At 38.5% G+C, this 25,900-nt stretch carries 23 protein-coding genes; 6 read left to right on the top strand and 17 right to left on the bottom strand.

What is annotated here, in order from left to right; genetic code table 11:
- The first annotated feature begins 3 nt into the window (after positions 1-3).
- Together R2800_14590 and R2800_14595 are read left to right on the top strand one after the other, a co-directional pair.
- Positions 4-507 (top strand): DUF1772 domain-containing protein, encoded by a 504-nt coding sequence (locus R2800_14590; GenBank protein ID MEZ5018284.1) that lies wholly within the window; start codon positions 4-6, stop codon positions 505-507.
- 34 nt (positions 508-541) lie between these two features.
- Positions 542-1,378, top strand: a complete 837-nt coding sequence (locus R2800_14595) for an NmrA family NAD(P)-binding protein (GenBank protein ID MEZ5018285.1) — start codon at positions 542-544, stop codon at positions 1,376-1,378.
- Between the two features lie 60 nt (positions 1,379-1,438).
- Here R2800_14595 and R2800_14600 read toward each other — a convergent pair whose 3' ends face one another.
- On the bottom strand, positions 1,439-2,287 hold the full coding sequence (locus tag R2800_14600) for a PAS domain S-box protein (GenBank protein ID MEZ5018286.1): 849 nt from the start codon (positions 2,285-2,287) through the stop codon (positions 1,439-1,441).
- A gap of 281 nt (positions 2,288-2,568) precedes the next feature.
- Between R2800_14600 and R2800_14605 the strand changes: the two genes are divergently transcribed.
- Together R2800_14605 and R2800_14610 are read left to right on the top strand one after the other, a co-directional pair.
- A complete protein-coding gene (locus R2800_14605; GenBank protein ID MEZ5018287.1) occupies positions 2,569-4,101 on the top strand; it encodes a T9SS type A sorting domain-containing protein in 1,533 nt (510 codons plus the stop codon).
- 194 nt (positions 4,102-4,295) lie between these two features.
- The gene (locus tag R2800_14610; GenBank protein ID MEZ5018288.1) at positions 4,296-4,898 is read left to right on the top strand and encodes a superoxide dismutase; all 603 of its coding nucleotides are present in this window, start codon (positions 4,296-4,298) and stop codon (positions 4,896-4,898) included.
- A gap of 76 nt (positions 4,899-4,974) precedes the next feature.
- Here the strand turns inward: R2800_14610 and R2800_14615 are convergent, their stop codons facing one another.
- From R2800_14615 to tyrS, 3 genes are all read right to left on the bottom strand, one after another.
- Positions 4,975-5,571: a hypothetical protein gene (locus R2800_14615; protein MEZ5018289.1), complete on the bottom strand. Its 597-nt coding sequence runs from the start codon at positions 5,569-5,571 to the stop codon at positions 4,975-4,977.
- Positions 5,572-5,644: 73 nt separating this feature from the next.
- The gene (locus tag R2800_14620) at positions 5,645-7,597 is read right to left on the bottom strand and encodes a tetratricopeptide repeat protein (protein ID MEZ5018290.1); all 1,953 of its coding nucleotides are present in this window, start codon (positions 7,595-7,597) and stop codon (positions 5,645-5,647) included.
- Between the two features lie 34 nt (positions 7,598-7,631).
- Complete coding sequence (gene tyrS / locus R2800_14625; GenBank protein ID MEZ5018291.1) at positions 7,632-8,915, bottom strand: tyrosine--tRNA ligase; 1,284 nt, start codon at positions 8,913-8,915, stop codon at positions 7,632-7,634.
- 199 nt (positions 8,916-9,114) lie between these two features.
- Here tyrS and R2800_14630 point away from each other — a divergent pair, with 199 nt between their 5' ends.
- Positions 9,115-9,987: a DUF6089 family protein gene (locus R2800_14630; protein ID MEZ5018292.1), complete on the top strand. Its 873-nt coding sequence runs from the start codon at positions 9,115-9,117 to the stop codon at positions 9,985-9,987.
- An 83-nt stretch (positions 9,988-10,070) separates the two neighbouring features.
- Here the strand turns inward: R2800_14630 and hisS are convergent, their stop codons facing one another.
- From hisS to R2800_14645, 3 genes are read right to left on the bottom strand one after another with little or no spacing between them, the layout of a single operon-like run.
- Positions 10,071-11,465, bottom strand: coding sequence for a histidine--tRNA ligase (gene hisS / locus R2800_14635; protein ID MEZ5018293.1), 1,395 nt, complete (start codon positions 11,463-11,465; stop codon positions 10,071-10,073).
- A gap of 13 nt (positions 11,466-11,478) precedes the next feature.
- The gene (locus R2800_14640; GenBank protein MEZ5018294.1) at positions 11,479-11,937 is read right to left on the bottom strand and encodes a low molecular weight protein-tyrosine-phosphatase; all 459 of its coding nucleotides are present in this window, start codon (positions 11,935-11,937) and stop codon (positions 11,479-11,481) included.
- 60 nt (positions 11,938-11,997) lie between these two features.
- Positions 11,998-12,912: a glycosyltransferase family 2 protein gene (locus tag R2800_14645; protein MEZ5018295.1), complete on the bottom strand. Its 915-nt coding sequence runs from the start codon at positions 12,910-12,912 to the stop codon at positions 11,998-12,000.
- A 95-nt stretch (positions 12,913-13,007) separates the two neighbouring features.
- On the opposite strand from R2800_14645, the gene R2800_14650 reads away from it, so the two are divergent.
- Positions 13,008-14,129 (top strand): glycosyltransferase family 4 protein, encoded by a 1,122-nt coding sequence (locus tag R2800_14650; protein MEZ5018296.1) that lies wholly within the window; start codon positions 13,008-13,010, stop codon positions 14,127-14,129.
- On the opposite strand, the gene R2800_14655 is transcribed toward R2800_14650, so the two are convergent.
- The 10 genes from R2800_14655 to murG all read right to left on the bottom strand — a co-directional run bounded on the left by R2800_14655 (position 14,119) and on the right by murG (position 25,900).
- Positions 14,119-14,778, bottom strand: coding sequence for a DUF4159 domain-containing protein (locus tag R2800_14655; protein MEZ5018297.1), 660 nt, complete (start codon positions 14,776-14,778; stop codon positions 14,119-14,121). The genes R2800_14650 and R2800_14655 overlap by 11 nt on opposite strands.
- The gene (locus tag R2800_14660; protein MEZ5018298.1) at positions 14,771-15,493 is read right to left on the bottom strand and encodes an RsmE family RNA methyltransferase; all 723 of its coding nucleotides are present in this window, start codon (positions 15,491-15,493) and stop codon (positions 14,771-14,773) included. Before R2800_14660 ends, R2800_14655 begins: the two co-directional genes overlap by 8 nt.
- A gap of 27 nt (positions 15,494-15,520) precedes the next feature.
- Positions 15,521-16,105 carry a sigma-70 family RNA polymerase sigma factor gene (locus R2800_14665; GenBank protein ID MEZ5018299.1) on the bottom strand — a complete coding sequence of 195 codons (585 nt, stop codon included), beginning with the start codon at positions 16,103-16,105 and terminating at the stop codon, positions 15,521-15,523.
- A gap of 305 nt (positions 16,106-16,410) precedes the next feature.
- Positions 16,411-18,570, bottom strand: coding sequence for a choice-of-anchor I family protein (locus R2800_14670; protein ID MEZ5018300.1), 2,160 nt, complete (start codon positions 18,568-18,570; stop codon positions 16,411-16,413).
- Between the two features lie 175 nt (positions 18,571-18,745).
- Positions 18,746-19,066, bottom strand: a complete 321-nt coding sequence (locus R2800_14675) for a hypothetical protein (GenBank protein ID MEZ5018301.1) — start codon at positions 19,064-19,066, stop codon at positions 18,746-18,748.
- Positions 19,067-19,194: 128 nt separating this feature from the next.
- Complete coding sequence (ftsZ, locus tag R2800_14680) at positions 19,195-20,901, bottom strand: cell division protein FtsZ (protein ID MEZ5018302.1); 1,707 nt, start codon at positions 20,899-20,901, stop codon at positions 19,195-19,197.
- Between the two features lie 73 nt (positions 20,902-20,974).
- Complete coding sequence (ftsA, locus tag R2800_14685; GenBank protein ID MEZ5018303.1) at positions 20,975-22,345, bottom strand: cell division protein FtsA; 1,371 nt, start codon at positions 22,343-22,345, stop codon at positions 20,975-20,977.
- 23 nt (positions 22,346-22,368) lie between these two features.
- On the bottom strand, positions 22,369-23,409 hold the full coding sequence (locus R2800_14690; protein MEZ5018304.1) for a hypothetical protein: 1,041 nt from the start codon (positions 23,407-23,409) through the stop codon (positions 22,369-22,371).
- 32 nt (positions 23,410-23,441) lie between these two features.
- Positions 23,442-24,800: a UDP-N-acetylmuramate--L-alanine ligase gene (gene murC, locus R2800_14695; protein ID MEZ5018305.1), complete on the bottom strand. Its 1,359-nt coding sequence runs from the start codon at positions 24,798-24,800 to the stop codon at positions 23,442-23,444.
- Between the two features lie 2 nt (positions 24,801-24,802).
- Positions 24,803-25,900: an undecaprenyldiphospho-muramoylpentapeptide beta-N-acetylglucosaminyltransferase gene (gene murG, locus R2800_14700; protein ID MEZ5018306.1), complete on the bottom strand. Its 1,098-nt coding sequence runs from the start codon at positions 25,898-25,900 to the stop codon at positions 24,803-24,805.

The following is a 25,900-nucleotide window of genomic DNA, read 5'->3' on the forward strand; positions in this document are numbered from 1 at the left end:
ATAATGGAATTATTTAAAAACATTTCGCTCTATACCGCCGTATTACTTACGGGCTTATCGGCAGGCTTGTTTTATGCATGGCAAGTGTCAGTGATACCAGGTACTAAGCTAATCTCTGATAAAAATTATCTAGACACTATGCAGTCTATAAACAGAGCAATACAAAACCCTGCTTTTGCACTTATATTTTTTGGCAGTTTTCTATTGCTACTGGCAGCTACCTACACTCAATATCAAGAAGGAAGCAAATCTGCATTTATAATAATAACAGCAGCAATGGTTTGCTATCTGGTAGGCACTATAGGTATAACTATGTTGGGCAACGTACCTATGAACGAGGCTCTTGACAAAATAGACCTAAACAACATGACTCAAAATGCACTACACCAAACAAGAACTACTTATGAGCATAAATGGAATCAACTGCATTTGGCAAGAACTGTGTTCTCTGTAGTAGCCTTCGCTTTGAGCTTGCTTACATGCTTTCTAAATACAAACAGTAATTAATTAACCTTTCAATAAAATCTAAAAAAGTAAACTAATGACAGAAAAGATCTTAGTAATTGGTGGCAATGGAAAAACAGGAAGAAAAATTGTTGCACGTCTGACAGAACAAAACCAAATTGTAAGAGTAGGATCAAGAAACGGGAGTCCTGCTTTTGACTGGGAAGATGCTAACACATGGCCTGCGGCTCTAGAAGGTATGGACAAAGCTTATATTACCTTCCAACCCGACCTTGCCGTTCCCGGTGCATTAGAAAAAATAGAAGCTTTAACCATATTGGCTAAGAAAAGCGGGCTGCAAAAGCTCGTGCTTCTTTCAGGAAAAGGAGAACGTGAAGCGGAACTATGCGAACAAGTTGTCATCAACTCTGGTATAAACTACACTATAGTACGTGCCAGTTGGTTCAACCAAAACTTTAGCGAAAGTTTTTTTCTAGACCCAATTCTTGCAGGACACGTTGCCCTTCCTAAACCTGAAGCTAAAGTACCGTATGTGGATACTGATGACATTGCAGATGTAGCTGTTGCTGCATTATTGAATGATGAGCATAACGGCAAGATATATCAACTAACAGGGGAAAGACTTTTAACCTTCAAAGAAGTAGTAGATGAGATAAACGCTGCTACAGGACGAACCATATCTTTCACACCAATTACACTAACTGCATATACAGGTATGCTAAAGGAGCAGGGTGTACCTAAAGACTTTATATGGCTAATTGGCTATCTATTTGAAGAACTACTAAGTGATACTAGCATATCTGAAAGAAGCAATGACATAGAAAAGGTGCTTGGAAGAAAACCTAAAGACTTCAGCACTTATGTAAAGGAAACTGCTGCTACAGGTGTGTGGAACCAACCGATACCTGCGTAAAAGCTTAACCTATATCTACCTGAGCTGAACAACACATAATAAAGTGTTGTTCAGCTCAATTTATTCTGCACCTTGAATAGTACTACTTGCTGATATGTTTTTTATGATTCTATCCAATTCATTTGCAGATGCCATAATTTCCTCATGTACTTTCTGCATCTCATCTTTATTACATAGATCATTTTTCAGCAGGTTAACCAGTCCCATAAGACTAGCAAGTGGAGCTCTTACTACATGAGATTGTAGCCATGCTATTTTATTAAGCTTTTTATTTTGCTCCTCCACCTTGTCAATATATTGCAGCTGGTGTGTAATGTCATTGATCATCACAATTTGTGCTTTAAGCCCCCTATATGTAATGGTACCGCTATGCATATACACAAACATTTGACGTCCGTCCTTCCTCCTATGTCTATGTATACCTTCTGTATGCAACATATCCTCTCTCTTAGAAATATTCAACTTCTCTTCTAAAGCTTCAGTATCTATCTCTTCATCATCTTCTATCTTCAGTATTGACATTTCAGAAAACTCGCTCACAGTATATTGGTAATATTCGAGTGCCGCTTTATTTACTTCTATAATACGTTCCGTATCGGGTAAGTAAATAAGAATGGGTGTTGGATTTGAGTCAAATAACAAACGGTAGTTCTCCTCCGATTTGGACAAAGCGGCCTTACTCAATTCAAGCATAGCCACCTTAGTTGTCAATTCTTTATGATACCATCTTATCAATAAATTGAGCAACACTGCAGTGAGTGCAATAAAAAATAAGCCTTTATACGTTTGAAATTTAGAAAGCGCAATTATATTATCTGATACTATTGCAGCCACCAATCTATCACTGCAAAATATCCACAGCACACCAAATATCAGGTACAACACCGTCACCTTGAATATTGAATTCAACCTTAACCCCATATCCCTTAAAACAATAAAACTCTATATGCGGAGAACAGTATACCTCTCTGAGGACACCTTCAAAGTATACCACTCCCAAAAAACAGGCGCGAAAGTCCCACATTTAGCGCTTTTTACAAAATATTTTTTCAATCTGTTCTTAGCCCCTCAGCCTCTTTTCACATATACATGATTTAAAAATATCCTTCGGTGCTAACATAACTGTTATACGAATCGTCATATCAAATAGGCATAACAAAACGATTTAAAAGCATAAAAGACTAATAACTATGAAATTACGCATTCTACTATCGGGATTTTTAATGCTGGGTATTACCACATCATGGTCGCAAACCATAGCACTAGACCCCAGTTTTGATGGAGATGGGATAGTAACAACAGATATAAATAAATTAAACGATGCATCTAAAGCAATTGCGCTACAGGTCGATGGAAAAATTGTAGCTACAGGTTATTCCACAAAGAATAACAAAAATGAGTTTTGTACGATACGATATAATGTAGACGGTTCTATAGACAAAAGCTTTGGGAATAACGGGATTGTAGCAACCGCCTTTCCTGGTAATGGCTCAAGCCTGGCAAATGCAATTGCGATACAAGACAATGGCAAAATAATTGTAGCAGGCAATGCTGAAGGAATGGCAATTGCTCGGTATAATACCGATGGAAGTTTAGACGGCAATTTTGGCAATGGAGGAATGGTGCTTACTAACAATCCAAATAGTACTGCAATAGCCAATAGTATTCTACTACAACCTGATGGGAAAATTATAGTTGGAGGGCATTATCAAAATACTCCTCCAGATGGCTATGCCTATATTTTAGCCAGATATAATTCAAACGGAAGTTTAGATGCAACCTTTGGTAATGGAGGCATCTCAATAATAGATATTGCGGCTGGTCAAGGGTTAGGGGCCTTGGATTTTTTAAGAAAAATAGTGCTACAACCTAATGGGAAAATTATAGCTGTAGGAGTATCAGGTCCTAACGCCACACTTGTTCGCCTAGAGAGTAATGGCGATACAGACTCCTTATTTGGTATAAATGGCATAGTGACAACTAACTATTCAACTTCAGGAAATAGCATCTTTAATGATGTAATGATACAACCCGATGGAAAAATAGTAGCCGCAGGAAGCACGACAGCAGCAGTTCCCAATTTTCTTGTTGCTCGATTTAATGCTAATGGGCAACCAGACATCAACTTTGGGAATAATGGTGCTGTAACTATAGGACATAGCACTATGCAAAATTATGCAACAAGTGTACTGTTGCAGCCTGATGGGAAAATACTTGCAGGTGGGGTTATTAATGATAATGGCCTGTTTCAATTTGCAATTGCTCGATATAATAGCGACGGAAGTGTAAACAGCACTTTTGGCACTAATGGTGTACTGAAAACAAAAGCAGATAAAAGTTATTCAGCTATTGAGTCGATGATCATGCAACAAGACAATAAAATTGTTGTAGCGGGCAGTAACAATGCTGATTTTTTACTGGCTCGTTATACTACCGACTTTCCTAATAATATAAGGGATCACCAAACGATCAAAACAATGTTGTACCCTAACCCTACAACCAATGCTGTCACTCTATCTTACAGATTACCCAGCCCTAATAAAGTGGACATTATGCTCTATACTATAGATGGTCGGCTACTAAAAGTATTAAATAAGGGAAAAAGTATGGCTGCAGGTCATCAGCATTTATCTTTTGATATTGGCGATCTCCCAATTGGTAGCTATATCATTCATATCAATACAGGCAATAGCTTTTCCAACACGAAACTTATAAAAGAGTAAGCACAAAAAAATATCAATACACCCGTCTAAGAGGCAACCTCAATAAGGTTGTCTCTTTTTTGTACTGTATACATAGGGTGCAAAAGTTGCAATATTAACTTTTACTTATCCATATATAAGAGTTCTCATTTCGTATTGCCTTAGGTAAAGTGTAAATTCGCACTAACTTAAAAACAACGAAAAACTATATAATTATGGCACATTCACTTCCTGCATTAGGATATGATTTTAACGCTCTAGAGCCTCATATCGATGCACAAACAATGGAAATCCATCACGACAGACATCATAATGCTTACGTTACTAATTTGAATAAAGCAATAGAAGGCACCGATGCTGAAAACCTTTCTCTTGAAGATCTAATGGCTAATATATCTAACTATAGTGCGGGTGTTCGCAACAATGGTGGCGGGCATTACAACCACACTCTATTTTGGGAAATACTAGGACCTAACGGTGGTGCTCCATCAGGAGATCTACTAGCAGCTATTAATGACGCATTTGGATCAGTAGATGCTATGAAAGAAAAAGTAAATGCTGCTGGTGCTACACGTTTTGGTAGTGGCTGGGCATGGGTAATTGTTAAAGATGGCAAGCTAGAGGTTTGTTCTACTCCTAACCAAGACAATCCTTTAATGGACATCGCAGAGGTAAAGGGCACGCCAATACTTGGTGTTGACGTGTGGGAGCACGCATACTACCTAAAGTATCAAAACAAACGCCCTGATTATCTTGGCGCTATATGGAATGTTATCAACTGGGATGCAGTAGCCGCACGCTATGCAGCTGCACTATAAGCATTTCAATAAAGCTTGAAAAATGTAAAAAGGCGTCTAAAATATTAGACGCCTTTTTTATTCTATATATAGTATACTATCTAACAATTCCAAAGGAAAACCCTACACCAAAAATAACGCCACCAGGACTAAGGATACGCATCACAGTTTCGCCATCAGAAGTCAATGGTTGGAAAGGACTTGAGCTATATGGTTTATCGTTAAAACGCTGAGACCAGCCCAATTGCAAGTAAAAACGATTGCCTCTCTGCCCTATATTGAAAAAACGATACATGGAAAGAAATGCAGCTGGCACGGGCTCAATAGTTACACGTGCAGGTGGTATACCAAGCCCTTCGGGATCTTGATCTACTTCTAGAGAACCACTCAAACCGGTATTGTAGGTCAGGCCTGTTCCTATTGCCCAGCCCCTATTACATTCTTGTCCAAAATAATATCGTCCTTCAAAAAATGCTTTCCAGCCCCAAGTACTCAAACCTCCCCCAGCTCCTAAGGAAAATGATGGAGAAATTGGCACATCCAAGTTGATGCCTAATAAGCCATTGGTATTATTCAGTCCGGTACTTAGTCCAAGATATACTTTGGGGCATTCGCTGCCTCCTCTTCTTCCATATTGCGCAAAGCTAGAAAGCGCTGTTACTACAAGTAGTAGTGCTAAAAGGGTCTTTTTCATAATAGGTATATAATAGTTGTTGAAAATTTGTCGCAATATCAAACAGAATGAGGGAATAAACAAATAGTTTATGCTACTTCAAATCTAGCAGCATAGCTTTTGCTTTTGTATTATCAGGGTTTATTTTAAGTAGTTGTTTCAGGTTCTTTTTTGCATTGCCATCTTCACCTTTAAAATGATATACCACTGCAAGATTAATAAGCGTTTGTTCATCATCAGGGTCAATCGCTATTGCTTTTTTCAGGTAATCATATGCCATGACCATATTCCCCTCTTGCATGTAGATATAACCAAGGCTTGTATTTGCTGGTGCATATTTTTTATTCTCTTGTAGAATAAATTCAAATACCTTTTTTGCCTCTGTAATATTTTGTGTAGCCAACAAGCTTATGCCATATTTATTCTGAAAATCGAGGGCATAAGGCCAGATACTTACGGCCTTTTTATACCATTGTACTGCTTGTTGCTTTTGCTGTGTTTTGTAATAAGACTCTCCTACTCTATAACAAGTCCATGCATCGGAGATTCTAGCGATGTCACTATTTTTAGCATAGTCAATTACCTTATTAAAATCATTCAACAAATAATAAGCTCTTATGTAATCTTTGTTTTGTTTTTGAGCTTCCAGCTCCTTTGCTTGATCCAGATAACTTATGGCAGAGTCTATCAACCCCTTATTAGGGTTATAGCGTTCATAAAACTCTAAAAATGCTCTTGCTTGTGTTACACCATCTACGTCATCATTGTTAAAACATTGCAGCCCTAAGAATGCTGTTATTTCAGAAGCTTCTTCTTTTGTTAGTGGTTGCTTCCTTATCTGATGATCTGTAACAGCAACATGCGGTATATCTATACTACCATTTTTAGGCATATGACATTTGATACAATCATTACCATTTTTTGCGTTGCGCACATCAAGAGCTTCAGAGCATAAGACATCTTCTTTACTACTATGGCATTTGTTACAAGCGTTGATATATTGTGACTGCGGTGTAAACTTTACACTCACATGGGGGTCATGACAAGTGATACAACTCATCTTCCCTGAACTGATATAACAGTTACTTTTCTTCATGCGTTCTACATGCGACGCCATGATCATTTTATCTTGCGCGCCCTCATATTGCGGCATGAATACATTCATCACTTCTGACAGATGCATCCCTGGTCGAAAATCGAAAAAGCTTTTACCATCATTAAGCACTGCAATACCTTGAAGATGACATCGCTGGCATATATTGTTTTGCAATTCCGTTGATAACCTTCTTGGGTTTACAATAGTATAATCTGGCCCCTTTGAAGTATCTACTATTTTACCGGCCATCTTTTGTGCAATATGTATACTACCCGGTCCGTGACAACGTTCGCAATCTATGCCATGCTTGATGTTTATATATTTATTCTCACTCTTGGTTACAAAGTCAGGCAATCCATTATGACAGCTCATACACTCCAGCTGTATCGTTCTTGAAAAACGACTACTACCTCCATCTTCAAAACCCGGCGCCAGATCCCATTTCCCCTTTTGGGTATAGAAAGTTATGGGCGCTTGGTACAAGTATCCGTTTTCTTTATAGATATGAGAATTTGTGTGCTGGCCTGAACCTACTATATAATGTATTTGTTGTACCCTTTTATGAATGGTGTCTTTACCCTCAAGGCGATATTCCATGATATATAGACTATCCTCATCCCAATAGGGTTTGTAATAAAAGTCTAATTCCTTATCGTAAACCAAAGCATGTGCAGGAGAGAAGTCGGCAGCAGATTTCTGCCTTGTAGCACGGTCAAAAGATTGTCCCATACCTGTTTGCATAAATGTCTCGTATACTTCAGCATGGCAAACCTTACATTTATCCATACCTACGTAGTGCGCACTTGTATCATACACATTCTTCCATGAAGAGCTATGCTGTACATCACCAGTAGCTACAGGTTTACTTGGGGTATTGCAATAAAATGCAGGAACTGTTAGTGCTATTAACACTAATACAATCAAGGCAGCTTTTATCCTTCGAGCATACATGCCTTTCAAATTTAGTACAATAGCTGCAGTAAGCCTAGCTGAAAATAGCTAGTGTATAGTTCGATTTACCTTTTTGCACTAACACATACTTACCATTCAGCAAATGTGATGTTTGTACTATAAAATCATCACCTACCTTCTCTTTATTAATGCTTACACCACCTTGCTTTAGCATCTTTTTAGCCTCACCTTTCGAAGCAAACACACCACTATCTGCTAAAAAGCTTACCACATCAAGTCCTTCACCTTCCAAGCTATTTTTTGCTGCAGTAGCTTGCGGCACACCATCCATTACTTCCAATAGCTGTTGTTCATTGAACGACTTCAGTATTTCTACCGCCTCGTTCCCTTTGCTGAATAATATACCCGAGGCTTGCTGCGCAAATGCTAGATCTTCTTCGCTATGCACCATTATAGTTAATTCCTCCGCCAATGCTTTTTGCAACGCACGTTGGTGTGGTGCTTCCTTATGTTGTTCTATAAGCGCTTTCAACTCCTCTACCGGGCGGAAAGAGAATATATAAGACAGCTTCTCGGCTTCTTCGTCCGACTGCTTCAACCAGAACTGGTAGAACTGATATGGAGACGTACGTTTAGGGTCTAACCAGATATTACCACTTTCCGTTTTTCCGAATTTACTACCGTCACTCTTAGTAATAAGTGGACTTGTAAATGCAAAAGCCTCATTATCTCCCATACGACGGATAAGCTCTGTACCTGTGGTCATATTACCCCATTGGTCAGCACCACCAAACTGAAGCTTTACATTATTATGCTTATTCAGATAGTAAAAGTCGTATGCTTGTATCAATTGGTAACTGAATTCAGTAAATGAAAGACCAGTTTCCAAACGTTTTTTCACAGAATCCTTTGCCATCATATAACCAACTGTTATATGTTTACCCACATCTCTGATAAATTCAAGAAAACTATAATCCTTCAACCACTCGTAGTTATTTACTAAAACCGCTGCATTTTCTTTAGCATCATCAAAATCTAGAAATTTCTCCAACTGAGCTCGTATACCCGCAATGTTATGAGCGAGTGTATCCGCATCTAGCAAATTGCGTTCAGCAGATTTGCCCGAGGGATCTCCGATCATACCTGTAGCACCGCCAAGTAACGCAAATGGCTTATGACCAGCACGTTGCAAGCGCATCAAGAGCGTTATTTGTAGCAAACTACCCACGTGTAAGCTATCTGCAGTAGGGTCGAATCCTACATATCCGGCAGTCACTTCTTTTTGTAGTTGCTCCTCAACACCAGGCATTATATCCTGTACTAAATTTCTTTCTCTTAGATCTTTTATCAAGTCCATTGTATCAAGTGGTTCAAGAAGAGGCAAAAATAAGATTTATGGGTTTCCTACCTAGCATAAAGCTGAAAATGCTTGAATTTGAGCTAAAAAACTGATTAAAAGGTTGTTGAGTACTAATTTTGCTTTTAACAGTATCTTTTGTTTTTCGAAAAATGTTTATATCTTTCGCTATCAACTGTCAATTAAAATTAAATAGGTCTTGAAACGTATTATACTATCATTAGCGCTATTGATGCCCATCTTCGCTATGGGTCAGGCACACCACGAGATAGGTTTGTCTGCAGGTGTAAGCAGCTACTATGGAGATTTGCAGGATAAGCTGTTTCCAGATTATGGAATGAAGCCTGTAGCTGGTATAATGTATAAATACTTTATGAATCCGCATGTGGGTGTTCGTTTTGGTGTTGCATATACCAACCTTACAGCGGCTGACAGCCTTTCGGATATTCAAGCAAAGCGAGAGCGTAACCTACGTTTTGCAACTAACCTATTTGAAGTTCATGGAGGTTTTGAATTAAACTTACTACCTATCGAAAAGGATAGAATGAAGTTTACTCCTTATGTATTTGGAGGTGTTGCCATTTTCCAATTCAACCCATATACTGACGGACCTCAAAACGAGAAAATCTACTTAAGACCTCTTAGCACAGAAGGACAAGGTATTCCAATATACCCTGACCGTGAGGAATATAATTTAGTGAATGTAGCGTTCCCATTTGGTGGTGGTATCAAAGCATTCATTGGCGAAACATTCATGTTGAGCACAGAGATAGGTTTCCGTTATACAAACACTGACTATCTTGATGACGTAAGTAAATCTTATGTAAACTTTGACACTCTTAAGGCTTACAGAGGCGGTCAAGCAGTTGACTATGCATTCCGTACTGATGAACATAAAACTTGGGATGGTAACTACCCTGACTATAAATACCAACGTGGTGACAGCAAACAATACGACTGGTATTGGTTTGGTACATTCACTGCTACTATCTACCTAAGAGCGTTTGGTAATGCCAACGAATACTGGCAAGCACACTGCCCTGCTTTCTTAAGAAGCGGTAGAACAAGATAATAAGTACAAAGAAGGTTTAATGAATAATAAAAAGCGGTCAAGCATAGCTTGAATCGCTTTTTTCATATAGATATATTTTGTCCTTATCCTTTTAAAGTTGCAATGGCTTTATTTATATCTACAACTTCTTGTTCACCCGTCACAAAGTTTTTCAAGCTCATTTTATTGGCTTTTATTTCATCTTCTCCTGCTATGATCACATAAGGCACCCCACGCTTATTGGCATACTTCATTTGTTTATCAAACTTTACTGCGTCAGGATAAAGTTCAGCATTGATTCCTGCCTTTCTTATTTGCTTCAGCATATTTAATGAATACTGCTCGCTAGCTCCTCCAAAGTTGACCAACATCACCTCTATACCAGAGCTTAACTCTTCAGGGAATAACGAGAGCTCTTCCAACACATCATACATCCTATCGATACCAAAAGACACACCTACTCCCGACATATTTTTCAGCCCAAACAGTCCTGTCAGGTCATCATATCGTCCACCGCCACCTATGCTGCCCATCTTCACGGCATCGCAAGCAACCTCTACTATAACACCTGTATAGTAATTCAGCCCACGAGCTAAGCTTATATCTACTACTACTTCCCCTCCCCACTCTTCATCTTTTATAGTATTATAATACTCCAATGTGGTTTTTAATTCTTGTATTCCTTCCTTGCCCATGTCACTATCAGCCATAAATGCTTCTAGCTTTGTGAGTTTTTCGGCATTATCTCCGGTAATTGCTATTACTTCCTTAACAGTATCAATTCCCTTGTCACTAATACCTCTTTCGGCTAACTCCTCAGCTACTTTTTCCCAGCCTATTTTATCTAGCTTATCAAGAGCAATGGTTATCTCCATCATCTTGTCGGGCATACCACAGATATCAGCCAGGCCTGCCAATAGCTTTCTGCTATTGATCTTTATACTGATCTGCGGTAATTGTAATTGATGAAAAGCACTTTGATAAATACATAGCAATTCTGCTTCATTAATTAAAGACGTACTACCAACAACGTCTGCATCACACTGCCAAAACTCTCTGTACCTACCCTTTTGTGGACGATCAGCACGCCAAACGGGTTGCATCTGGTATCTACGAAAAGGAAAGGCCAAATCATTTTGGTTCATTACAACAAAACGAGCAAATGGTATCGTTAGGTCATATCGCAAAGCCCTTTCTGTTACTACAGGTGTTGTGTATGGCTTATCCAACATTTTCGCCCACTCTGCATCTAGCTCTTCTCTCTTCTTATCTTTCTTCTCATGCAACCCATTATTCAATATTTTAAATATCAAACGGTCACCCTCTTCTCCATACTTACCTGTCAGTGTAGTTAAATTTTCCATTGCAGGTGTCTCCAAAGGCTGGAAACCATAACGCTCAAATATTGTTTTCAATGTGCCTAATATATACTGCCTCCTTCTCACTACAATTGGTGAGAAATCTCTTGTTCCTTGTGGTATTGACGGTTTTGTAGCCATAAAAGCTATCTTTCTATTTATTGTATTTATCAATTATTTTATCGCAGGTACGGTCTATCAACTCATATACATGGGTGTATCCTTCTTTACCTCCATAATAAGGGTCTGGCACAGACTGTTCTTTTGCTTCACCTAGCTCATCAAGAAAAAGCATCAACTTATCTGCATGAGGTGTGTGCTTTGCTATATGCATTAAGTCACTGTACACACTAGTATCCATTGCATATATCTTATCATAAGTAACCAGATCAGACTTACTGAATTGTTGTGCCCTTTGCCCTGCAATATCTACCCCATGTAGCTTACATATTTCTTGCGAGTGCTGATGTGGAGCACTACCTATATGATAAGAACCTGTGCCAGCAGAGGCTACTTCCCAATCTAAACCATGTGCTTTTGCTTTTTGTCCCATTACCCCTTCGGCTATCGGCGAACGACAAATATTGCCCAAGCATACCATTAGTATCTTCATAATAAACTATACACTTACAAAGCTATCTATTTTAGATGTGTTTATCAACGCGGAATAGACTTATCTCATCTTGTGCTTCAGCAGCTTCCACATCATCACTTTTACGTAGTATCTAAAGTATTCTTTTGCAGAAAATATCCATTTGAAGAGTATGTAATATGCCCCCTTCCCTTTTCTATAAGCCATTATTTCCAGCTCGTGCTTCATCATTGTTTTGAGTAGCTTTAGCTGCTTTGCAGGCTCTGTACTTGCATTGGCTATATGATATACCAATGCATCAGCATAATAATAGTTGGTGTATCCCAACTCCGTAAATTGATAACACCATAAATGATCTTCTCCATACATGAAGAAACGCTCATCTAGCCTTCCTCCTTCAAGCTTTCCGATCATATCCTTGGGCATCATCATAAAAGCTCCGCTTACCCAATCGCAACCTGTACTAAAATCTCCTTTAAAATATTGATTCAACATCAAGATGGCTCTTTGACGATAGGGCAGTAAAAGCAATAATGGCCTCATAATATCCAGTAGCTCATTCCTAATACTTCTAAACCTCCTAGCCATATTCTGATATCTACCATCAGGATACACCACCTTAACACTTAAGGCTCCCAAATGAGCTATTTCTTGATATTTATATGCTGCCTTACTGATACAGTCTTCAGTCAAATAGGTATCGCTATTAAGGAGTAAAATCAAATCTCCTTTAGCATGGCTAATTCCTAAATTATTCCCTTTAGCAAAACCTCCGTTCTCTTTACTTTTCACCAAGTTAATGGAAGGGAATTTTACGAGAAAGTCATCAGGATCATCTTTTGTTGACGCATTATCTACCAGTATTATCTCATAGTCCACTTCTTTGGTGTACGCTATCACACTAGCGATACAGTCGCAGGTAAGCTGAAAGGTATTGTAATTAATAATGACTATGGATACTAACATATACTCCAGTGCAAGTCTTACTCCTTGCATTTAAACTCAACAAAAATAGTAAAAATCACTCCCCCTATTATACCACTAACAATTAACAACTGTAACAAATAAGTAATTAGTATTTTTACTTGCAAATGAGTACATCAAAGTGCAATATCCTGTGTATTGCTCCATACAATATTATTCCTGTAAAAAGTGGGGGGCAAGCAGCTATTGTTAGCCTACATCATGCACTTGGAGGGCTCTGCACCGACCATATTGCAGGAGCAACAAGTAATACTGAACACAATTATTCATTTACAACACATCCTATCTATGCATCCAGTCCCACGAAATACATTCCTTATTATAAGGCTGGGCAGTTAACCAAACTTGCTAAAGAAAACAATATCACACATATTATTTGTGAGCACCCTTACATGGCAATCAATGCCATGCATGTAGCTAAGCGCATGGGCATACCTTGGTATATCAGAAGTCACAATATAGAGTCTGAACGTTTCAGAGCATTAGGTAAACCATGGTGGTGGCTACTTCGCCACTATGAGCAATATGCCATGAAAAGATCAAATGGCATTTTTTTCATCACTCAAGAAGATGCCACATGGGCTATTGACAACTTTAAAATAGCCCAAGATAAATGCCATACTATTCCCTTTGGGACCAACATAAAAAGTTTGCCCAAGCAAAACTTACTGGCTAAAGCCACATTAGGCAAGCAATTAAACATTGACCCCAACTCTCCATGGTTATATTTTTTAGGGGCACTTGATTACACCCCTAATAGCGAAGCTGTTGGTTATATCATAAACGAAGTACTTCCTTTAATAGAGGAAAAAGGTTATCAGATCCTTATAGGAGGTAAGGGACTGCCCGAAGCACTACAGCAGCTCATCAGCAAGAATAACAATATACATTACCTAGGTTTTGTTGACGATCTTGATATGTTTCTTCATGCTTGTGACATAATGCTCAATCCTGTCTTAAAAGGCGGCGGCATAAAAACCAAAGCTGTTGAAGCCCTTGCTTACAACAATACAGTTATAAGTACAGAAAGTGGAGCAGCAGGTATTTCCCAACAAGCTTGCGGAGATAAGCTTTCTATTACTAAAGACTATTATTGGGCAGCTTTCGCTGATGCTATTAATACCGCAGTTACACAAAATATAAGTACACCTGAAAGCTTTTATGAAACCTACTACAATGGCAATATTGCCAAAAAGGTATTGGGCATAATTAACAGCACTAGTCGCTAGTAGTTAAAGCGTACTGAACTATATTAGCTCCCATTTGCAATGCCGTCTCATGATGCTCTCGAGTATCATTATGTACCTCTAGGTCTTCCCATCCGTCACCCAAGTCTGTCTCCGTTGTATAAAAACACACCAGCCTTCCTTCATATATTAAACCATAACCTTTAGGCGGCTTTTTATCATGCTCATGTATTTTAGGTAAGCCTTGCTGAAACTGAAATTTTTGATGGTATATAGGATGTGAGAATGGTAATTCTACTAACTCTAGATCAGGAAATAATTGCTTAAGTGCAGGACGCACATACTTATCCATACCATAGTTATCATCTATGTGTAGAAAACCACCCGACTTTAAGTAATTACGCAAATTATCTGCTTCTCTTTCTGACATGGCCCATCTACCATGCCCTGTCATGTGCAAAAACGGATAATTAAATATTTCTGCATCACCTATTCTTACTTGCGCTTCTTGTGCATCAAAATTGGTATGTAACTGTTGATTACAGTATTGTGCTAAGTTTTTCAAAGCAGTAGGATTAGCATACCAGTCGCCACCACCGTTATAAACCAGCAACCCCAGCTTAATAGTTTGAGCGGGAGCGCTAACTGCAATTATTGTAGACAATAAGAGCGTACTTAAAACTCTATACATGGTTTATAATATTAAAAAAGCTACAAGCTGCTATTGCTGCAGTTTCCGTCCTTAACCTTTGGTTACCCATAGATATAGATCGAAAGCCATGCTTTATGCTTAAAGCTACTTCATCTTGTGTAAAGTCCCCTTCCGGGCCTATAAGTATTAACGTTTCTTTGCCTACCTCTGCAGCTTCTTGCAAGGGCATTCTTTCTATCTCAGACATGCAGTGTGCTATAAGTTTTTGCTCCACATGTTTATACTGCTCTATCACTTCTTCAAACAGAGCTATCTCTTGCAACACTGGCAGGTAAAACTGTTGCGACTGGATCAAAGCTGCCGAGAGAATACCTTTCCAACGCTCTTCTTTTACCCTCACCCGTTCTGTTCTTGTACTCTGTATCGGGATTATGCTTTTAATGCCCAGCTCTGTTGCTTTTTCCAACAGCCATTCATTTCTACTTGTATTCTTGGTAAAGGAAATACCTAAATGAATCTTAGGTTCTATGGGATCGTGCGTGACCACTTGAGCAACATGCACTATACATTTTTTCTTACTTGCCTCCTTTATTGTTGTAAAAGCTTGCAAGCCATCGCCGTTGGTTAATTCTAGACCATCACCAACCTGCATACGAAGCACTTGTAACACATGCCTGCTAGTTGCATCTGTCAGTTGTACATCAGCACCTTCTACTAAGGTGCCATCATGAAAAAAGAGGGATTCCTTTGCCATGAAGGCAAGATAAATAAACTTGGTCTATCAACGCAATACCAAGTTTTTTTCTTCTATCATTTTACGCAAATTGATCAAGCCGTAACGCATACGACCAAGAGCCGTATTAATACTAACACCTGTGAGCTCAGAAATATCCTTGAAGCTTAAATCTGCATATATTCTAAGCACAACCACTTCTCGCTGTTCTTCCGGCAAGCTTTCTACTAATTTCCTGACACTACTATGCGCTTCTCTTCTTTCCATAGCATCAGAAGCTCCGTACGTACTCGCGGGTAGTATATCTGTAATATCCGTACCATCAGGCAAAACAACAGATACATTATGCTTTACTTTTCGGAAATGATCCATACATAAGTTATGAGCGACACGCATAGCCCATGGCAGAAATTTACCTTGTTCTGCATACTTGCCCTTTCTTATGGTCTTGATCATTTTAAGAAATGCATCCTGAAATATATCATCAGCTGTAAATTCATCCTTCACCAGCATGAATATGGCTGTATATATCTTGTCCTTATATCTATTAATGAGGATCTCTAAAGCACTTTGATTGCCATTTCTAAAGGCATTGATCAACTCTGCGTCGCTGTATTGTTGGATTGCTTGCATAACTTCTAATTTTACTACCTAGGTATAGGTTTAAACCTTATCCAATAAGTCTTTTTTAAAGTAGAAGTTTTGCTATAAGTCGAGTCGTTTACTGTTAATTAACGTTTGTTGGCACAATCTATTGTGCTTTCTTAATAGCAATATATAGATTTTTTTAGATTTTCAAATACTATTATTGCCATTTTAACCTTTTAGACGGCCTATTGAGCCCCTATGTTGGGCTTATCCCTTATAAATGATTTTTTTATGACAAAAGAGCACTACAGCTTGATTGCTATAGCGCTCTTTTATATAATCTATGTCTCTTATTGAATAATTACCTTCTCTACTTGATAGTCTTCTACTTGCAAGAAGTACATGCCAGATGTTAAATCCTGCACATTTAAAGACTTTGTATCAACAAAGTTCTTAACAATTCGCCCTGTATTATCATAAAGGATTCCTGTAATTGCCTTGCCAAAGTTCAGTATATTATCCGCAGGATTAGGATAAACAGTTAGCTTTTCGCCTGCATAAATATCCTTTATAGAAACTGTGCTTGGTGGCAAATATGCTTTTACTTCAAAAACAGCAACAGTACCACTTACCTCGTTAGCCGTGATCAATAGATGTTTTTTATGAAGATTATTATCTCTATGAATAAACAACACTACCTCTGCACCGTTATCTCCACCAAAGCTATCTACTATTCTAGTGTTAAGATAGTCAACAAATACAGGCTTATTAGGATTAGTAATATCATACGCCATAACCCCGCCAATTCTTTCCAATACTACAAATGCATATGCTGAATCATTAATCACACCAACCGTTACCGCTTCTGGTTCTGGTCCCTTATTATCACTTCTGTCTTTTAAATCATTTTTACTGTTACTCGCATTGAATATCTTTCTCAACTCAGGATCTGCATTAATGATATTTTCAAAATCATCACCGCTATCATATACCAAGTTGAAATTGTTAGCATTAAAAATAGAGAAGCTACGAGTACCAAATGAGTATAGCTTATCATAATCACCATCATTATCAATATCACCCATAGTTTTAGTCACTTTTAGGCGGCCTAAGTTTTCATCTTCTTGAATAACTTTTGCATGAGGGAATACTGTAGGGTCTAGCTTTAACTTACTAACTTTTTCTTCTTCTTCTAATGGATCATACTCTCTAGCATCACCTTCGTTTGCAGTAAGTACATAACTCTGTCCGTTAACAGTATAACTAGCAATACCATCTGGCATGAACATACCGTTTACTGGCCAGTTTGCTATTAGAGGCTCTCCAGATTTATCACTTGCATCTAAGCCTTTCCCTAGTTGGTTATGATCTATAGTACCTAATGGATATATCGCCTCAACTGAAGCTGATGCTATTAATACAACAGCTATCGCATTATTTTCTTGTAATGAAACCCAAGCCGTGTCAGAAGTTGCATTTACAGCAATGTATTCTGGCTCTATATCTTGAGCCACTGTTGGGTTGTTAGCACCGAATATCCTAACACCTGCTTGTTTTAATGTCGCTGCTTGGCTGTTGAACTTTGTAAATGTAGCAAATGATACCGTTGCATTAGCAACACCATTATCTAGATCAATAATAGCTATTGAACCTTCTGGGTCATTGGTATATTTACTATTAGGTTCACCTTCATTAGCTACCAACAGGTATCTTCCATTTGGCGTGTACGTTACCATATCAGGTAGTGCACCTACTGTCACTTCTTTTTTCTTATTACCGTCTGCAGCAAAGAAAACAACCTTGCCACTATCTTGTTTTGAATTGGCTTGTACGGCAACAGCTATCAGACCATTATATGCCGCTACAGATTGTATACCTCCTCCATAACTAGACATATCCAGCTGAGTAAGTTGAGACAAAGAAGCAGGATTATTGAAGTTAAGGATATGAAGAATATTTTTTTCTGAGTTAACAACATACAATCTATTAGTTGCTGTATCGTATGCTATAACCTCTGCTGAAGAACCTGGAGTACCAACAGTAAAACTACTCAACAACTCTAGCTCTAAATTCTTTCGTGCGATCGGTCCTTTATAATCGTTGTCCTTTATAAATATTGTTGCAGCATCGTCAGCACCAATTGTACCTTTTAACACATTGCTGATCTGCAGCATAAAATACTCTGTGATCTCCAACCTATTGTCATCATTGATCAACAACTCTGCATATAGAGTATCAGAACTATTTTTAAAAAAAGTAAGACTTTGTGTAGTCAACTGTACATCTGCACCAAAACCTTGCCCTGCAGTACTGCGCCCTCCTAATGGTTGAAAGAAAACCGTAGTCGGCTCATTTACATTTTTATTTTTAATGATAACAGGGATTTTAATAACATTATCTCCTTCAGTTGCAGTCATCATTTTAGTACCAAAACTAACGCTTGGCGTCTGCGCATTAGCTACAAATACTGTAGCTAAAAAACCAGATGCTAATAGTAAAACTTTTTTCATATACGTGTATTTCCCGCAAAGAAAAACCTAACTCCATTTCTATAAAAGGCAAGAACCAAATGGTTACTTACTCTTAGCAATTAAGTAACCTATACTTTACTATACAGTAACGTTTAGGTAACAAAAAAACAGCCTGCATCTCTGCAGGCCATAACACTATACATCTCGACAACATTTATCGCACTCTTCTATTATTCTTCATCCTGTAAATATTTCTACTAGCATTTCTTTGTGCTCGGTTAATCACCATACGTTCTCTTTGAGTCACTCTACCATCTGCTCTAGCCACCATCTTCATAGCTTTTATAGTTCTTTGCTGCCCTCTAAGCTGCCTTGCTTCGTATGCTGTCAGCTGCCCTGTACAAACTCCATTGTGTATACGCGCTTTTTGATTTATTGTCCTCGCTCTTTGCTTAGTATGCTTTCCATGTGCTGACACTTCATTTGCACCAAATAATAATCCTGATAGTAATATCGCTGCTATTAACTTCTTCATAATCTTATAATTTTAGTTCTGTATATAAGACTACAAATACATTCGTCGGTTTAAGACCACTCTGTTAATAAAAACAAAAAACCCCTGTAGAAACAGGGGTAACTATAAATATGAAGCATAAAAAACGTCTAATCAGGTCGCTTACCATCTAAGAAAGTATTAATAGTACCGATATCACCTTTATCCTTTCCGTTCTCATCATCGGCCTTTACACTATACCCACTTAAAAAGGTTTCTGAAGATGCCACAGTATTATCTATTTCTACATTACGTCTTACGTATGCAGGTACTGCCTCTATATCATCACTTGATTCTACTGAATCAATATTAAAGCTCATTCGTCTTAAGCGCTCCGCTCTTTCTTCCAAGGCTTTCTTTTGCGCCTCGAAGTTTCTTTTTTCTTCTAGTTCAGCCTCAGTAAGTTCTCTTCTTGCACTGTAACTTTCATTACTAGCTACCGACTGTCTTTCCTCTTCTTCGTTTTTTATAAATAACTCTATCGTACTACTTTTCTCTTCAGCAACTGGCTCTATAACATCTTTTTCTTCTTTCTCTTCCTCTTGTTGCTTTTGCTGTAAAGAGATATTAGCAACCTCTTCATCAGACTCAGTATTTAATGTTAAAGAGATGCGCTCCTCTTCATTGTGTTCTTCTTGTCGTTTAGGAAATGCAGGAGTTGGATTGATAGCTAGAGGTTTACGCTCTTGTTTTGCCTCTACTAATACTGGAGACATACTTGTTACCGTAGCATTATCACTCTGCTCTGTCGCCTCTGGCTTACTATCTACTGCTTCTTGAGGAGTTCCGTCAAGTGTCATTACTATCTTATCTTCCTTCTCCATAGGAAATTCCACATCTCCACTTATCTCTTTATGATTAAAACCTGTAGCAATAACAGTAACTGCGATGTTATCATCAAGGTTAGGATCATGTCCCATACCTAGTATTACATCACAACCTTCGCCTGCTTGCTTCTGTACAAAAGCTTGTATTGCTTCGGCTTCATCCATTGTATGCTCATGATCACCTGCTGCTGAAGTGATATTTAAGAGTATCCATTTTGCACCTCTGATATCATTATCATTTAACAATGGAGAACTCAATGCCTCTTCTACCGCATGTAATGCACGATTTTCACCAGCTACAGTAGCACTACCTAATATAGCAACACCGCCGCTCTTCATTACTGTACAAACATCAGCAAAGTCAACATTTATTTGGCCTGTCGTAGTTATTACATCCGTGATACATTTAGCCGCTGTTGCCAACACATCATCGGCTTTGGCAAATGCCTGTGTGAATGGCAGGTTACCAAATTGCTGACGTAGTTTATCATTAGAGATGATCAGTATCGTATCTACATGCTCTCTCAATCTATCAATCCCGGCTTGCGCTTGAGACATACGTTTCTTCCCCTCGTAAGAGAATGGGGTAGTAACAATACCTACAGTTAGTATACCTAACTCTCTACAAATTTTAGCAACTACAGGAGCGCCACCCGTACCAGTACCACCGCCCATACCTGCAGTAATAAACGCCATGCGCGTGTTCACCTTTAGTATCTTGGTAATATCTTCCATACTCTCTTCACCTGCTTGCTTACCTATTTCAGGATTAGCACCAGCTCCCAAACCTTGTGTAAGATGTGGGCCTAATTGTATTTTGTTAGGTATCGGGCTTAAAGCCAACGCTTGCGAGTCTGTATTACAAACTACGAAGTCAACACCTTCTATACCTAGGCTGTGCATGTAGTTTACGGCATTACTACCGCCACCACCAACACCTATCACCTTAATGATAGAAGATTGGTTTTTGGGAATTTCAAAATGTATCATACGACTTAAATTTCTGGGGTTAGTAAATCTTAATAGTCCTTCTTTATTATTAATTAATGGGTTTTATCTTTTATTATATTTCCTCGTCCTCTACTTCTTCAAACAGGCTCATAAACTTGCCTTTCAATCCGTCAAATAGCTTTTTCAAATTTTCTGAACGTTTCGTATTCTTCTCGTCAGACACAATCTCTTCTTCATTTATTTCTAATTCTTCATGCTTCGTTTCTTCTTCAGACAAGGCTACATAATTACCACCATCACCTACAAAACGCAGTTTCCCATTTTCGAAATCGTGATAACCACGAAGTATCAAACCAATACAAGTAGAATACATTGGATTGATCAATGACTCTGCATGACCACCTGCCAAATGCTCACTTGGCATACCAATACGCGCGCCCATACCAGTTACATACTCTGTAAGCTGTATGATATGTTTTAACTGAGCACCACCACCTGTTAATATAATACCACCATGTAGTTTATTGTCCAGATTGATTTGTTTCAAGTGATACACTACATAATCTAATATCTCTTGAGTACGCGCTTGTATTATATGTGCCAGGTTTTTTACAGATATCTCTTTAGGAGGCAAACCTCTTAAACCCGGTATAGTTATATAAGCACTCTTATTAGCCTCGTCTGCCAATGCAGTACCAAACTGAACTTTCATTTGCTCTGCTTGTGCACGTAATACACCCAAGCCATTTCGGATATCATTAGTAATATTCACACCAGCATAAGGTATAACTGCGGTGTGTTTTAAAATACCATCGTAGAACACTGCCATATCCGTAGTACCACCACCAATATCAACAATAGCTACACCTGCCTCTAAATCTTCGTCGTTCATTACTGCAGCTGCAGAAGCCAATGGTTGCAACACTAGGTCGCGAGTAATCAACTCTGACTTATCTACACACCGCTTTATATTTCTTATTGCATTTCTATCTCCTGTTATGATGTGAAAATTTGCTCCTATTTTCACACCACTCATACCTACAGGATCAATAACATTAGGCGTGCTATCTACCATAAATTCCTGAGGAATAATATCAATTATCTGATCTCCTGCAGGTATATATGTTTTGTATTGGTCGCGCACCAACAGATCAATATCCGCTTTGTTGATCTCATCGTCAGTATTTGTACGAACGCGATCGCCACGAGTTTGCAAACTCTTTATATGTTGTCCGGCAATACCAACATATACTTCTTTTATGTCTAGATTCGGATTAGACTCCAGACATTTTTCTATAGCCTGCTGTATCGACTTAATGCACTGTTCGATATTCATAACAACACCATGACTAACTCCAGCAGACTCAGCTCTACCAAAGCCAAGCACCTCCAGTTTGCCATATTCATTTTTTCTACCAGCGATAGCTACCACTTTAGTGGTTCCTATGTCTAAGCCAACGATTACCGGTTGTTTTTTGCTCATGACTATTCTTTTATATAGTATTACTAATTGCCTTGGTATATATACTTTGGCTCTTTTTTTTCTTTTTTAACTTTCTCTTCCTCCACTTTTGTAGTGGTCGAGGTTTTATTTACGCTTTTATTCTTTTCACCTTCCGCTGCCACTTCATTCACACTCTCTACTTTTACATCTTCCACAGCAACTTCCTTGGACGCAGTAACGTCAGCAGCTTTCGGCGTGGTCGCACTTACTACAGACGGCGCACTCACTATTGGTCTTGGTGCTTCTCCTGTAATACTGCTTATCCAGTTAATGCTATTACGCACCTTATCTTCGGGGATATTCCACCTTACCGATGGAGAACCTACCAACTGTCCTTTATACCTCACATCAAGCACTTCATACTTATCCCAGCCTACCTTATTCAACACCTTTTTATAAAACGATAATAGATTATCGAACTTCTCCTCTAGTCTTTCCACCTGCCCAAGCTTTATCTTATGCTTGCCTAAAACAGGAGTCAACTCAAATTCATGCTCCTTATTTATCGTCACATGCGACACTTGCGCTTTCCAAAAAGTATCCTGTTCGATGTACTGACTCAACCTCACTATATCTTTATTCATCATTAACGCCTGAGTATCGTTATCAAAAACAGGTACATTTATTACTGTTGTAGCATAATGAACATAATTATCAGACAATGGTATCTCATGTGCTGTACTATCCAAATAGTAGCTTTGTCCTTCTACATTGAACAATCTTACTACTGGCACTCTTTGCACCACTTCCACCTTTATATCTCTTGCATTATCTACATACACTTCAGCACTTGCCACCCATGGGTTGTTGACTAGCAAATTCTCTACTCTATGTATATTCAATTCTTTCAATTTCGTTGCTCTAATCTTTAGCTCATCAGCTAACAACTCTTCCTTTATAGTTCTCTTATCTATAAAACGACAATCATTGTTAACTACTGTCACATCAATACCAGCTATCACCCTATTGCCTTGTAGTCTAGTTGTGCTCAATACCGCTGTAGCACATCCACACAACAACAACAATGTTGCTATGGCTTGCAAGACTTTCCTTGCTGATATTTTGCGTTTTTGCGTCACTTCTTTTCTAACACCTTTTTAATAGGCTTCACTAGTTTATCTATATCACCTGCACCTGCAGTTATCAACAACTCCACGGGAGCTGCTTCCGCATATTTGACCAATCCATCCATTTGTAAAATGGTACAATTAGGGTTACCCATTTTCCCTTTTATCAATTCACTTGTCACTCCTTCTATGGGTTCTTCTCTTGCTGGGTATATATCTAACAATATCACCTCATCTGCCAGATCTAAACTTTGCGCAAACCCTTCTGCCAGATCTCTGGTTCTACTATATAAATGTGGTTGAAAAGCCACAACACATTTCCTATTAGGGAACAAGCCTTTTGCACTTTTTATTAAAGAACTCAACTCCTCTGGGTGATGCGCGTAGTCATCTATATAAACAACATCATCTGTCTTCACTACATATTCAAATCTGCGCTTTACGCCCTTAAACCCTGACAGTATCGCTTTTATCTTTTCATGAGGCACATCAAGCATATCAGCTACCGCTATAGCAGCTACCATATTCTCCACATTGTGCATGCCTCCAATATTTAAATGCAGGCCTTCTATCTTTTCTCCTTTGATGCTAACATCAAAATAATAACCTCCATCCTTCTGCATTATATTAGTAGCGTACACATCTGCAGCATCATTTTGCAAACTATAGGTCATCACATTAGATGCTTTCATATCACTGCTTCTTTTCAAGCCATGCTTCACTAATAGCGTACCACCCTCTTTTATATTCTGCGTATAAGCAATGAATGCATTTTCCATTTCTTCGACCGTACCATATATATCCAAATGGTCTGCATCTATAGAAGTAAGAATAGCAACATCTGGATGCAGTTTTAAAAAACTTCTGTCATACTCATCTGCTTCAATTACCGCTGTTTGTGTATCACTACTCCAGTAGTTTTTACCATAATTAACAGACACTCCTCCCAAGAAAGCATTGCAACCGCTACCAGCTTCCGTCAGCAAATAAGCTACCATAGTAGACGTGGTAGTTTTACCATGTGTACCTGCTACCGTTACAGCATACATACTATCCGTTATTAGCTGCAGCACATCACTACGTTTCAATACAGTAAAACCGTTATCCCTATACCAACTCATCTCGTCATGAGAAGTAGGTACAGCTGGTGTATATACTACTAGATCAGCATTCTTATCTATCTGTTGTATATCGTCTACATAGTGTATATCAATCCCCTCTGCCTCCAAAGTCTTAGTCAAGTCAGTTGACGTACGATCATAACCACTCACCTTCGCACCATGATGGTTGAAGAAGCGTGCAAGTGCACTCATACCGATTCCTCCGATACCAATAAAATAAACTCGTTTCAACTCGTGAACATTCATTCTTACTTGGTTATTTCAATCACTTTGTTAGCAATACGCACATCGGCATCCTTTACTGCCAGTGCGTTTAAATTCTTTATCATTTTTTCTTGCAGTTCTGTATCTTCAAGAAGCTGTTTTACTCTTTCAACTAGCTCCTCTTCTGCCTTATCATTTTTCACCATTAGTGCAGCACCTTTTTCAACCAAAGACATTGCATTACTAGTTTGATGATCTTCTGCAGCAAAAGGGAAAGGCACAAACACAACAGGCTTTGCTACTATACACAACTCTGATATAGCCAATGCCCCTGCTCGCGACACAACCACATCTGCAGCTGCGTAAGCAAGGTCCATGTCTTTTATAAACTCAAAAACCTTTACTCTTTCACTACTATTTGTAACTCTTTGTTTTGCCTGCTCATAATAAAACTTACCTGTTTGCCATATTATTTGCACATCATCACTTAACAAACCTTCTACCCCCCTGTCTATTGCCTCATTAATAGCTTTTGCACCCAAGCTACCCCCTACTACAAGTATTGTCTTTTTATCTTCTTTTAGTTCAAACTTTTTAATTCCTTCAGCTCTACTTACCGTAGATGCTGTTATTTTTTCTCTTACAGGATTACCTGTTTTTATAATTTTACTTTTAGGAAAAAATCTTTCCATACCATCATAAGCCACACATATTGCATCTGCTTTTTTGGATAGTATTTTATTACTCTTTCCCGCATAAGAGTTTTGCTCTTGTATCAGCGTAGGTATACCTTTCCCTTGCGCAGCATTCAGCATAGGGAAGCTGGCATAACCGCCTACTCCCACTACCGCATCGGGCTGAAAAGATTTTAGTATACTTCTTGCTTTCATATAACTCTTAATGATCTTGATTGGCAGTAATAAATTTTTCAACATATTACTCCTATTAAACCCTGCTATATCCAACCCTACAATTTCAAAACCTTCTTGTGGCACTTTCTCCATTTCCATTTTCCCTAAAGCACCTACAAACAACAACTCCGTATCTTCATTCAATCGCTTCAACGCATGCCCAATAGCTACTGCAGGATATATATGCCCGCCTGTTCCTCCACCTGCTATGATCACTTTTAGCTTACTCAT

Origin of the sequence: Flavipsychrobacter sp. (genome assembly GCA_041392855.1) — a bacterium.
GTDB lineage: Bacteria > Bacteroidota > Bacteroidia > Chitinophagales > Chitinophagaceae > UBA5543.

Excerpts from the sequence above, each read along its gene's own strand:
- R2800_14590 (MEZ5018284.1), top strand. The coding sequence starts at position 4 with ATGGAATTATTTAAAAACATTTCGCTCTATACCGCCGTATTACTTACG.
- R2800_14595 (MEZ5018285.1), top strand. The coding sequence starts at position 542 with ATGACAGAAAAGATCTTAGTAATTGGTGGCAATGGAAAAACAGGAAGA.
- R2800_14605 (MEZ5018287.1), top strand. The coding sequence starts at position 2,569 with ATGAAATTACGCATTCTACTATCGGGATTTTTAATGCTGGGTATTACC.
- R2800_14610 (MEZ5018288.1), top strand. The coding sequence starts at position 4,296 with ATGGCACATTCACTTCCTGCATTAGGATATGATTTTAACGCTCTAGAG.
- R2800_14615 (MEZ5018289.1), bottom strand. The coding sequence starts at position 5,571 with ATGAAAAAGACCCTTTTAGCACTACTACTTGTAGTAACAGCGCTTTCT.
- R2800_14620 (MEZ5018290.1), bottom strand. The coding sequence starts at position 7,597 with ATGTATGCTCGAAGGATAAAAGCTGCCTTGATTGTATTAGTGTTAATA.
- tyrS (MEZ5018291.1), bottom strand. The coding sequence starts at position 8,915 with ATGGACTTGATAAAAGATCTAAGAGAAAGAAATTTAGTACAGGATATA.
- hisS (MEZ5018293.1), bottom strand. The coding sequence starts at position 11,465 with ATGGCTACAAAACCGTCAATACCACAAGGAACAAGAGATTTCTCACCA.
- R2800_14640 (MEZ5018294.1), bottom strand. The coding sequence starts at position 11,937 with ATGAAGATACTAATGGTATGCTTGGGCAATATTTGTCGTTCGCCGATA.
- R2800_14645 (MEZ5018295.1), bottom strand. The coding sequence starts at position 12,912 with ATGCAAGGAGTAAGACTTGCACTGGAGTATATGTTAGTATCCATAGTC.
- R2800_14650 (MEZ5018296.1), top strand. The coding sequence starts at position 13,008 with ATGAGTACATCAAAGTGCAATATCCTGTGTATTGCTCCATACAATATT.
- R2800_14655 (MEZ5018297.1), bottom strand. The coding sequence starts at position 14,778 with ATGTATAGAGTTTTAAGTACGCTCTTATTGTCTACAATAATTGCAGTT.
- R2800_14660 (MEZ5018298.1), bottom strand. The coding sequence starts at position 15,493 with ATGGCAAAGGAATCCCTCTTTTTTCATGATGGCACCTTAGTAGAAGGT.
- R2800_14665 (MEZ5018299.1), bottom strand. The coding sequence starts at position 16,105 with ATGCAAGCAATCCAACAATACAGCGACGCAGAGTTGATCAATGCCTTT.
- R2800_14670 (MEZ5018300.1), bottom strand. The coding sequence starts at position 18,570 with ATGAAAAAAGTTTTACTATTAGCATCTGGTTTTTTAGCTACAGTATTT.
- R2800_14675 (MEZ5018301.1), bottom strand. The coding sequence starts at position 19,066 with ATGAAGAAGTTAATAGCAGCGATATTACTATCAGGATTATTATTTGGT.
- ftsZ (MEZ5018302.1), bottom strand. The coding sequence starts at position 20,901 with ATGATACATTTTGAAATTCCCAAAAACCAATCTTCTATCATTAAGGTG.
- ftsA (MEZ5018303.1), bottom strand. The coding sequence starts at position 22,345 with ATGAGCAAAAAACAACCGGTAATCGTTGGCTTAGACATAGGAACCACT.
- murC (MEZ5018305.1), bottom strand. The coding sequence starts at position 24,800 with ATGAATGTTCACGAGTTGAAACGAGTTTATTTTATTGGTATCGGAGGA.
- murG (MEZ5018306.1), bottom strand. The coding sequence starts at position 25,900 with ATGAGTAAGCTAAAAGTGATCATAGCAGGTGGAGGAACAGGCGGGCAT.